The 10867-nt window shown below is 60.8% G+C and carries 11 protein-coding genes; 6 read left to right on the forward strand and 5 right to left on the reverse strand.

Annotated features, from left to right (window positions below; genetic code table 11):
* Positions 1–27 precede the first annotated feature (27 nt).
* The 5 genes from AC1DX3_RS15485 (at position 28) to AC1DX3_RS15505 (ending at position 4042) form a co-directional block, all read left to right on the forward strand.
* Positions 28–1656, forward strand: a complete 1629-nt coding sequence (locus tag AC1DX3_RS15485) for a response regulator (RefSeq protein WP_476990216.1) — start codon at positions 28–30, stop codon at positions 1654–1656.
* 149 nt (positions 1657–1805) lie between these two features.
* Complete coding sequence (locus AC1DX3_RS15490) at positions 1806–2405, forward strand: hypothetical protein (protein WP_476990217.1); 600 nt, start codon at positions 1806–1808, stop codon at positions 2403–2405.
* A 46-nt stretch (positions 2406–2451) separates the two neighbouring features.
* Positions 2452–2622: a hypothetical protein gene (locus AC1DX3_RS15495; RefSeq protein ID WP_476990218.1), complete on the forward strand. Its 171-nt coding sequence runs from the start codon at positions 2452–2454 to the stop codon at positions 2620–2622.
* Between the two features lie 10 nt (positions 2623–2632).
* Entirely contained in the window at positions 2633–3019 is a 387-nt protein-coding gene (locus AC1DX3_RS15500; protein ID WP_476990219.1) for a hypothetical protein, read from the forward strand.
* Positions 3020–3295: 276 nt separating this feature from the next.
* Positions 3296–4042, forward strand: a complete 747-nt coding sequence (locus AC1DX3_RS15505; protein WP_476990220.1) for a sensor histidine kinase — start codon at positions 3296–3298, stop codon at positions 4040–4042.
* An 83-nt stretch (positions 4043–4125) separates the two neighbouring features.
* On the opposite strand, the gene AC1DX3_RS15510 is transcribed toward AC1DX3_RS15505, so the two are convergent.
* The 5 genes from AC1DX3_RS15510 to AC1DX3_RS15530 form a co-directional block, all read right to left on the reverse strand.
* Positions 4126–4308, reverse strand: a complete 183-nt coding sequence (locus tag AC1DX3_RS15510; RefSeq protein ID WP_006273738.1) for a DUF1328 domain-containing protein — start codon at positions 4306–4308, stop codon at positions 4126–4128.
* A gap of 148 nt (positions 4309–4456) precedes the next feature.
* Entirely contained in the window at positions 4457–5152 is a 696-nt protein-coding gene (locus tag AC1DX3_RS15515; protein WP_476990221.1) for a response regulator transcription factor, read from the reverse strand.
* A 160-nt stretch (positions 5153–5312) separates the two neighbouring features.
* A complete protein-coding gene (locus AC1DX3_RS15520; RefSeq protein ID WP_476990222.1) occupies positions 5313–7718 on the reverse strand; it encodes a serine/threonine-protein kinase in 2406 nt (801 codons plus the stop codon).
* Complete coding sequence (locus tag AC1DX3_RS15525) at positions 7699–8220, reverse strand: ECF-type sigma factor (protein ID WP_476990223.1); 522 nt, start codon at positions 8218–8220, stop codon at positions 7699–7701. Before AC1DX3_RS15525 ends, AC1DX3_RS15520 begins: the two co-directional genes overlap by 20 nt.
* Before the next feature lie 222 nt (positions 8221–8442).
* On the reverse strand, positions 8443–8727 hold the full coding sequence (locus tag AC1DX3_RS15530; RefSeq protein WP_476990224.1) for a 4a-hydroxytetrahydrobiopterin dehydratase: 285 nt from the start codon (positions 8725–8727) through the stop codon (positions 8443–8445).
* A gap of 134 nt (positions 8728–8861) precedes the next feature.
* Here AC1DX3_RS15530 and AC1DX3_RS15535 point away from each other — a divergent pair, with 134 nt between their 5' ends.
* Positions 8862–10754, forward strand: a complete 1893-nt coding sequence (locus tag AC1DX3_RS15535) for a glycoside hydrolase family 2 protein (RefSeq protein WP_476990225.1) — start codon at positions 8862–8864, stop codon at positions 10752–10754.
* Positions 10755–10867 lie beyond the last annotated feature (113 nt).

Genomic DNA, 10867 nt, shown 5'->3' on the forward strand with positions numbered 1-10867 from the left:
CTGACTCCGTCCCCATCCAAAGGTTCCATGCCCCCTACCGCCGACAGCCACGCGCCCCCTACCCATCCGATGACGGCGCCCGCGACTTTGCAGCACATCCTCTATGTCGAGGACGATGCCGCCCTGGCGCGCCTGCTGCAAAAGCGGATGGAACGCTCGGGGCTGAAAGTCGATACGGTCGAGACCGCCGAAGCCGCTTTGGAGCAGCTGAAAGTCCGGACCTACGACCTGCTGCTGGTCGACTACAACCTGCCGGGCATGAGCGGCCTGGAGCTGCTGGAAAACCTCAACGAGCTGCCGCAATCTCCGCCGGCCGTCATCCTGACCGTGGGCGGCGACGAACGCATCGCACTCGAAGCCCTGGAGCGCGGCGCCGCCGATTATGCCGTCAAGGATATCAACCAGACCTATCTCGACCTGTTGCCGGCCATCATGCTGGCCGCCTATACCAAGGAACGGCTGCTGCGCGAAAACGCCCGGCAAAGGGACGAACTGACCCTGGCAAAGGAAAAGGCCGAAAACGCCAACCAGGCCAAGACGCGCTTTTTGGCGACCATGAGCCACGAAATCCGCACGCCGATGAATGTGGTCACCGGTCTCGCCTCGGTCCTCGCCAAGTCGCCGCTCAATGACGAACAGAAAAAGATCGTCGATACCCTGCGCACCAATGCCGACCTGCTGCTGAAACTGATCAACGACCTGCTCGATATCAGCCGCATCGAGGATGACCATATCGACCTGGAGTGCCTGCCGTTCGAGGTCTCGGCGATCATGAAGGATATCCGCGTGATGTTCGAACAGGACGTCATGCGCAAGGGTCTGACCATCGCCCTGCACGACACGACGGCCGGCATTGCCGTCATGGGCGATCGCACGCGTCTGCAACAGGTGCTGATGAATCTGGTCAGCAATGCCTTGAAGTTCACCGATGCGGGCGAGATTCTCATCCATGCGGACGCCAAGGGCGATGGCGGCAACCATGTCATGCTGCATTTCAGCGTTAGCGATACCGGCATCGGCATCGAGCACGAAAAGCTGCCGCTGATCTTCGAAAAGTTCACCCAGGCCGACGAAACGATTACGCGGCGCTTCGGCGGCTCGGGGCTGGGCCTGTCGATCGCGCGGTCGCTGATCCAGCTGATGGGCGGCGAAATCCGCGTCGAAAGCCATCCCGGCGACGGTTCGACCTTCCACGTCACCCTTCGTCTCGAACGCGCCGAGCCCGACCACCGGGCCGCGGCCATCGGCGCCGATTATCACGTCCAGGTCGCCGAGGGCAGCGAACGCCCATGCGTGCTGATCGTCGAGGACTATGCCCCCAATATCATGGTTCTGACCCTGATGCTGGAAGAGCTGGGCTACGACATCCAGGCGGCGGCCTCGGGCGCCGAGGCCATAACCCTGGTCAAGGCGCGGCCTCAGGGTTTTCACGCCATCCTGATGGACGTCCAGATGCACGGCATGGACGGGTTGGAAACCACCGGCTGCATCCGCGAACTGGAAGAGGGCAGCGGCCGGCGCAACACCATTATCGGCGTCACGGCCCACGCCCTGGCCGGCGACCGCGAACGCTGCCTGATGGCGGGGATGGACGACTATATCTCGAAGCCGGTCCTGCCGGATATCCTGGCGCTCAAGCTGGGGCAGCTGCGGTAGGGTTTCCGCCACCGCCTTCCCCACGCTTCACCCCTTACACGGCCCTTACCTAACCACCCGCGTTTCGCACTGCGTCCTTGCAGGCCTTGGCCTATCGTGACTCAACGCCCGAAGTTTGTGCAGGCGTACGGTAGCAGGAGGACCGGACCATGCTCGACCAGAAGGAAAAGATGACACCGCTGGAGACGCCCAGCACGTCGCCGCAAGTCCCGGCGCCGGTTATCAGTTCGACGCCCCTCAATGACATCCAGGCGCCGGCCGCCGACCATATCGAAAATATCGAGAAGGTCGCCTACGACCTGAAGCGCTTGCTCGGCAACAGCGAAAATGTCCGCCTCAAGAGCGAGGTCAAGGACCAGATCGAAGAGCTCAACGCCTGGACCATGACCTATCTCGAAGGCATGAAGGCGGCGCAGAAGATCAGCGAAAATGCCGGCACGACCCTCGCCGAAGCGCAAAAGGAACTGTCCATGGCGCTCGACGACTATCTGCGTCTGGAAGGCGAAGGCGGCAATCCGCCGACGCCGCAACAGGAAAAACATACCGAAAATTTGTCAAAGGCGCTTCGCCGCATCAATGGATTGATCCCCGTCATGACCACCACAGCCGCTGATCCCAACACGCCGGAACAACCCGAATACCAGCCCAATCCGGCGCCGGATGTGCCCGAAGTCAATCCTGTCGAGGAACCCTACGGCAATCCCGAACTGCCTGCGGAAATCCCGCCCGTCACGGACCCCAAGATGTAGCCCCCGTTCCACCAAGGAACATCACCAAGTCTGAGGAACTTACACCATGAACCAGGTTATCCCCTTTCCCGTCCGCAAGCCGCAACCGATCCGCCAAGTCAGCATCGACGGTGAATATTTCGACGATGACGTGCCGCCCGTCCTGTTCGACGAGGACGAAGATCTCGAAGAGCTCACGCTGTTTGCGCGCATCTACGAAAACACGATGAACGAATAGGAACCTGAACATGTCCACGACCACGTCACGCCCCTCGCCCGGCAATGCCATTTTGACGCTGCTGATTATCGCCATTATCATCGTCGGCGGTATCTGGCTGCTCAACCGCCACAGCCACGAAACCGTCGGCGACCGGATCGGCAACGCCATCGACGCCGAGCCATCCAAGTTCGACGACGCCGCCGACCATGCTGCCGACGAGCTGACCGACAAGGACACCTATCGCAAGACCGGCGACGATCTGAAAGATGCCGGCGCCGCGGCGTCCAGCGCTCTGTCGAAGGCCGCCGCTGCGACATCCACGGCGATCTCGCAAACCTCTGCCGACATCAAGGCCGCGGCCGACAAGCAGAAAGAACAAAATGCCGAAGCCAGTTCGAGCAAGGCGAACGACTAAATTCAGGAGGTGAGAGATGAAAGGTATCATTTTATGGCTCGTCGGCGTGCCTATTCCGGTAATTATTCTCCTTTATGTTTTCCACATTCTGCACTGAACCCTATTGACCCCGCCTGACGGTTGTCCCCTGGCCGGCCTGCGTGGTCATCTCCCAGGGAGTGAGGTAAATCCTCACTCCCTGTTTTCATTTCCCATTTTGAGCTGTACGTGACGGCTTAAGCTGCGTTTCGAGGATGTGTGGTTTACGCGGCACATTCTTTGCTGGTAAGAACACCCATGACCCCCGACGACATGCCGACTCCGACACACGACGAGATCCGTGAATATCTGCATCGCCAGATGCTGTCGTCGGTATCGCATGACCTGAAAACACCGCTGGCCACGATTATCGGCTCGCTTGAGGTCATGACCATGCTGTACGACAAGCTGACCGAGGAAAAGCGCCGCTCGTTGATCGGTTCGGCCCTCACCGAAGCCTTCCGGCTCGACTACTTCATCACCAATATTCTCGACATGGCCAAGTTCGAGGCCGACGCCGTCAAGCCGCGCTTCGAGGCCGGCAAGCTCAGCCAGATGATCCAGGACAGCCYGACCCGGCTGGGGCCATTGAAGTCGCGCGGCGAGATACACATCAATCCTGAAGGCACGGGCGACGACATCGTCACGGATCCGATGCTGGGCAGCCGGGCGATCGGCTTGGTCCTGCACAACGCCTTCAAGTTCGGCCAACGCAAGACGCCCAACGCCGTGCCGGTGATCGAGATCGATTATGGCGTGGATGGCAAGGAAGGCTTTGTCCGCATCCGCGACCATGGCGAAGGCATTCCCAACGACAAGCAAGCCGCCGTGTTCGACAAATATACGCGACTGCAGAAGACCGACCAGCAGCAGGCCGGTACGGGACTGGGGCTGACCATTTGCCAGCACATCATGCGGTTGCTGGATGGCCGTATCATGCTGCGCAACCATCCCGAAGGCGGGGCTGTGTTCACTCTGTACTATCTCAATCACAAGAAGGTTTGAGAGTAGAGAAAACCGTCATTCTCGCACAAAAAAAGAGCCGATCCGGGGAGGATCGGCTCTTTTTCTTTCAGGTCACACGCGCCTCACAGGGGGGGATTGGCGCTGCGCCCCGTTATCATCCTGTACACCAGGCTGGCGATAAACAGGACAACGAAGATAACGGCGATGAATTTGGCGATTTCGGCAAACGTGCCCGCCAGACCGGTAAAGCCGAAGAAGGCCGCGACCACGGCCAGAATAAAGAAGGTCACAATCCAGTTGAGCATAGCGTTCTCCTACAAAAGCCGCGCGTTCCAAAGTTTTTGAAACGCAGTAAGCTGTAGTTAGAGTATGATGGCCCCCATAAATATACAAAGGCCAGATCGCGCAAGAAGGTAAGGAACGCATAAAGGATTTTTAGCCCAGCATCAGGCGCTAATTGACCATGTCCATGCGGTAGCCGATGCCGGATTCCGACACGATCGACTTGCCCAAACCTTCCTTGGTTTCCAGCTTGTCGCGCACCTGGCCGATATAGACGCGGAGATATTGCGTGTCCTCGAGATGGGCCGGGCCCCACACTTCTTTCAGGATCTGCTTATGCGTCAACATGCGGCCGCGGTTGACGAGGAAGTAACGCAGAAGGTCGTATTCCTTCGGCGTAAAGCCGATGCGCTCATTGTCGATAAAGACTTCGTGGCGGACCAGGTCCATGCGGATCGGGCCGTGGACGATTTCGGGCTCGCCGACTTCCTTCACCGCCGACTTGCGCAGATTGGCATTGATGCGCGCCAGCAGGACCTCGGCCGAGAACGGCTTGGTGACATAGTCGTCGGCGCCGATATTGAGCGCCGCCGCGGCATCCATGTCCTCGGCGCGGGCCGTCAGCACGACGATCGGCATGTTCGACCACTCGCGGATCTTGGTGATGACCTCCTTGCCGTCGATGTCGGGCAAGCCGAGATCGAGCAGGACGAGGTCCGGACGGACCGAGGCCGACAGGCGCAGGGCCTGCTTGCCGCTTTCACATTCACACACCTTGAAATCCGCCGCTTCGAGAAAAATAGACAACATTTTGCGGATCTCTTCTTCATCGTCCACAATCAGAATCGTGTTTTTCTTTTCCAGCATAATAGTCCTCAGATTGGAGCAGCCCCAAACGATTGGCGCTTGGGTTACGGGTAGATTAGTAACACGATGTAAGGCCTGAAAAATAAAAATTAAATGCGGGAGGCTGGGGGTCAAGTGCCTTGTTAGCCAAGGTTTTGAGCCAATCAAGGATACGAGCCGGTTAAGCTTTCGGACAAGTCGCGAGGAATGCCGTCAGCGGCTCGACGTCCATGCGCTTGTTGCGTTCGGGTATGCCGCCCTTTTTGGCGAGGGCATCGAGATAGCGCATCGAATCGCGAGCCGCTGCGCACGCCTTGTCCGGCTGTTTCGCGGCGACATAGAAGTTGGTGAGCGTGTGCAGACCTGACGCCAGGTGGGCGATATTGTCCAGGTCGTCGGGCTGGCGCACCAGGCCCAGACGCCGCCGGGCCACTGCCGCTTCGGCCTCGCTGATCGCTTCGCCGCCGCGGCCGAGATCGGCCAGGGCCGTCGACCTTTGCAGGCTCAATATGTCCTGGATATGCGTGGTCCCCGTGCTGTCGTCATAGTGGCTGAGGTCGGTGATGATGGCATTGCCGGCGTCCGCCCATTGCAGGGCCAAGGCGGGCTGCGCCATGTCCTGATAGGAGGAGGACAGCTGGTAGTCGTAATAGGCCTGGCGCATGGGAATACGCATATCCATGACCCCATCCGCGCGCGCCTTGGCCATGATGGCTTCGGCGCGTTTGTAATGAACGACCCCCGCTGCCTTGCCGACGACATAGTAGCTGGAATCACCCAGACTGTTCTCGGTGGCGGCTTCCAGCAGGGCGCGTAGCGAGCGGTATTTGTCGTTGACCCCGAGGTTTTTAAAGCGCGCCTGGGTCTCTTCCATCAGTTTTTTCAAGGCCGGCATGTCGTCGGCGCCGAAATAGAGATCTCCCAGCCCGATCGCTGCGTTCCAGCGGCCGTAACCGGCTTCGAGATCGTCGGGATGGCGCGCCAGAACACCGTCATAAAGGGCGAATGCCTCATCCAGTGCCGCGCGCGCCCCTTTTGGATCGTTGTGGGCGCCGAGAATCACGCCCGAACGCCAGGTCAGGGTGCGCGCCAGTTCGCGTTTGAAATCGTCGCGGTCAGGATATTGCTTGACCAGGCCGCGCAGCAGGTCCTCGGATTGTTTGAGCGCCCAGTCGCCCTCCTTGACCTTGCCGTTGCCGTTGCTGCTGGTCGTGGCTTCGGCATTGCCCAGGCGGCCGTAGCCGACGGCGATATCGCGCGTCACCTCAACCGGCACATGGCGGTCCTGCGACAGCCGCGTCAGGTACTGCCAGCCGACCGTGGCGTTCTTTTCGCGCAGGCCCGTCGACCCCGGCAGCTTGACCAGTTCGTCATGGAAATCGCCCAGCATGTAGCCGGCCAGGGCGCGGACATCGTCGAACCGCGCCTGAGCCTCGCGGCGGGCGTTTTCAGCGCGAACATAGAGGACGCTGATCAGGGTCAGGGCGACCAGGACGGCGACGATGCCGGCAATACCGGCAAAGGTGCTCTTGGGATGGCGGCGAACAAACAGGCGCGACTCGTAACGCCAGTCGCCTTTTCGCGCGACAACGGGCCGATGAGTCTGCCAGGCGCGCAGGTCGTCTGCCATGGCCTGGGCCGTCGGATAGCGATCGTCCGCACCGGCTTTGAGCGCGCGATCAATGATGGATTGCAGGTCGGTGACCGGTACCTTGGCCATGGTGTCGCCGGCCTGCTCCGGCCATGCCCCGGTCAATAGCCCCGACAGCAGGATACCGAGCGACCAGATATCGTCGGCCGGCGTCGGCGCCTCGCCTTTCAGGCGCTGCGGGCTGGCATAGGCGGGCGTACTGGGGAAGGCGATGGTTTCCGTCTGTTCGGCGTGAGCCTGCGCGAGGGACGCGATGCCGAAATCGACCAGATGCGGCGCGCCGGCGCGATCGACCAGGATGTTGGACGGCTTGAGATCGGCGTGCACGACCAACTGCGAATGGGCGTATTGCACGGCATCGCAGATGGCGATCATCAGCGTCACCGCCTGATCGGTCGTCAGGTGATGCGCGTCGGCATAGACGTGCAGCGGCTCGCCGTCGACCAGCTCCATGATGAACCACGGCAGGCCCTCCGGCGTCACGCCACCGTCGATCAGGCGGGCGATATGCGGATGCTTCAACCGCGCCAACGCCCGGCGCTCGGTGTCGAAAAAGCCCAGGGACTCCGCGGCATAGCGGCTGGGGCGCATCAGCTTGATGGCGACATCCTGGTCGAACAGGCCGTCGTCGCGGATGCCTTTCCACACGTCGCCCATGCCGCCACTGCCGATCATGCTGTCGAGCTTGTACGGTCCGATGCGCAAAGGAGCGACGATGACGGTGCCACTGGCGCCCGGCAGTTCCGTCGGCATGGCGGCCGGTGCCAGGGCGTCGGCGGCGATCAGCGCCTTGACCGCATCGAGCAGCGCCTGGTCCTCGGCAAAGCGCTTCAGCAGCCAGGCATCGCGTTCCGCCGGCGGAATGTCGAGCACGGCGTCGAACGTATCGAGGATGAGTTTATGGCGGGCAGCCGCCTCAGTCGCTGGCGAGCTCATTGATCAACCACGCCCGCGCCACGCGCCACGATCGCTTGACCGTGCTTTCCGAGACCCCGTTGATCTCCGCGATTTCTTCCAGGGTCAGGCCGGCAAAGAAGCGCTGCTCGACGATCTTGGCGCGTTCGGGATCGACCGCTTCCAGCCGGGCCAGCGCCTCGTTGAAGTCCTCGATGTCGAAATGCTGCGGCGCCGGGTCGGACTGCCATTGCGTCAGGACCGGCGGCAATTGCCGCTTTTGCGCCCGAAAACGACGGACTTCGTCGATCAGCACCTGGCGCATCACCCGCGCCGACAGGGATAGGAAATGCGTGCGCCCGGCCAGATCCATGCGCTCCAGCTTGAACAGGCGGATAGCCGCTTCGTGGGCCAGCTCGGTCGGTTGAATATAGGCGCGGGCCGAATCGCGCGACAGCACCTGACGCGCCAACTGACGATAGTCGGCATAATAGCGTTCCAGCATGTCGGACGGAGTCTGGACGATGTCCGCTGCCTTGCCCAACGCGAATTGCTCCCCTGACGCCGTTATCTGAAGTCAGTAAACATCCGCTTTCCCTAAGTGTCAACCGAACGGTCATATCGCCTCCTGAGCATGAAGGCGTATACGAACCCAAAAACAGGTCACCAGGACCAGGGCCATAGTAGCTCGGGGGCGCCTAGCCTGGACCCGATACTGATGCACGGCATGGCCAAGGGGTAACTGGAGGCAGGGGGGATGCCGAAGTTAAGCGGCGGCGTCGATAAACTTGGCGAGGGCGACGTCGCGCTTGGTCAGTCCGCCGGCATCGTGGGTGGTCAGGGTGATGGTGACCCTATTGTAGACGTTCGACCATTCGGGGTGATGATCGGCGCGGTCGGCCTCGGCCGCCACCTTGGTCATGAAGGCAAAGGCTTGCTTGAAATCATCGAACACGAAGTTGCGGGTAATGGCGGTGCTTTCGCCATTGTGCTGCCACTGCGGCAAGTCTTCGGCCAGTTGGGCGATCTCGGCGGGGGTCAGGGTTTGCATGGCACGGTCCTGTCAAGGGAAGAGCGGGCCTGGGTTCTACTCCAAACCCACAGTCAAGGGGTGACACATTCGCGTCATGGCCGGTTGTCAGATAGATTACCAGCCACTAGTCTGAGAAAAAACAGGAGACGATCATGGTAGGACTCGCGAAAACCTGGGCTTGTTTAAGCGCCCTCACCTGCCTGCTGGCAGCCCCGGTCATGGCCAATCCTGCAGGGCCCGCTGACAAGGTCGATGCCGGCCTGTTACCCGCCTATATCCTGGTCGACGCCGATATGCGCGAGGGGGTAAGCCTGTCGGGCGCCTGGCACTACAGCGTCGACCCCTATCGCGACGGCATGGCCGATTTCCTCGGTAAACCCAGTGATGTCAGCAAGGGGCGCGGTTCGGACGTCGATGTCGAAGCGACGGAAAAGGCCGATCCCAACGCCCTGTTCGAATACGATCTCAAAGGCGCGCCGACCGGCCCGGTGCCGTCGGCCTGGATCGGTTATGATCCAAGCCTGCGTTATTACAATGGCCTGATGTGGTATCAGAAGAGCTTCGAAGCGCCGGCCGCCAGCGGCAAACGCGTCTTTCTCAGGTTCGGCGCCGCCGACTACAAGACCATGGTCTATCTCAACGGCCACCGCGTCGGCGAACACGAAGGCGGTTACACGCCTTTCAGCTTCGATATCACCGATATCCTGAGGGCCGGCAGCAACAACCTGGTCGTCGCCGTCGATTCGACGCGCTCGGCCGACACCGTTCCGCCGACCGTCACCGACTGGGAAACCTATGGCGGCATTACCCGCGACGTCAAACTGGTGGTAACACCGCAGACCTGGGTCGATGACGATTTCATCCGGTTGAGCAACGACGGCCGCATCCAGGCGGATGTGGCGCTGGAAGGCCCCGGCAAGGCCAACCAAGCCGTTGAGGTCACGGTGACCGGCACGAAACTGGTGCTCAAGGGCACGACCGACGCCGATGGCCGGGTCAGTTTGAGCGCGCCCAAACCGGCCGGCCTGAAACTGTGGAGCCCGGAAAGCCCGACCCTTTACGCCGTCACGGTCAAGACCGGCGACGACGTGTTGAACGACCGCATCGGTTTCCGCACCATTCAGGTCGAGGGCGAAAAGATATTGCTCAATGGCAAACCGATCTTTCTGCGCGGGATTTCGCTGCACGAGGAAGAGTTCGGCATCAATCCCGTGCGCAACATGACGCCCGAGGCCTCACGCGCCCTGCTCAGCGAGATCAAGTACGGTCTGCACGGCAACTATGTCCGCCTGTCGCACTATCCCCATTCCGAGGTGACGACGCGCATGGCCGACGAGCTGGGGCTTCTGGTGTGGAGCGAGATTCCGGTCTATTGGAGCGTCCATTTCGACAGTCCCGATACATTGAAGCTGGCGCAAAAGATGATGGCGGAAAATATCCTGCGCGACCGTAACCGCGCCTCGGTCATTATCTGGAGCGTCGCCAACGAGACCCTGGTGTCGGATGCCCGCAACGCCTTTTTGACCAGCCTGGCGCAGGAGGCCCGCGCGCTGGACGGTTCGCGGCTGGTGTCGGCGGCCCTGCTGACCGACCGCAAGATCGTCGACGGCCATATCGACATGACCATCGAAGATCCACTGGTGGCGCAACTCGATGTCATGGCGATCAACACCTATAACGGCTGGTACGGCAACGACAAGATCGCCGACGTGCCCAATACCCAATGGCACAGCACCTGGCACAAGCCTTTGATCATCTCGGAATTCGGCGCCGAGGCGCTCTATGGCTATCACGATCCGGTCGAGAAACACCGCTTCAGCGAGGACTACCAGGCCGACTTCTATCGCGGCACATTGGCCATGGCCGACAAGGTCCCGTTCCTGGCCGGGCTGTCGCCATGGATCCTGAAGGATTTCCGTTCGCCCAGGCGCCAGAACGTCTATCAGCAGGGTTGGAACCGCAAGGGCCTGGTGTCCGAGACKGGCCAACGCAAGATGGCATTCTCGGTATTGGCCGATTATTATGCCAAGAAGGCCGGCGAATAGGGCTGGACACAAAAACAGCGCAGGTCGTGTTGCCCTGCGCTGTTTTCGTTGTGGAGGATCCTCAGGTCCTACATTTTGTAGGTGAACTTGAGGAGTATGGCGCGGCCTAAGGG

Source organism: Asticcacaulis sp. P2_B1 (assembly GCF_056404915.1).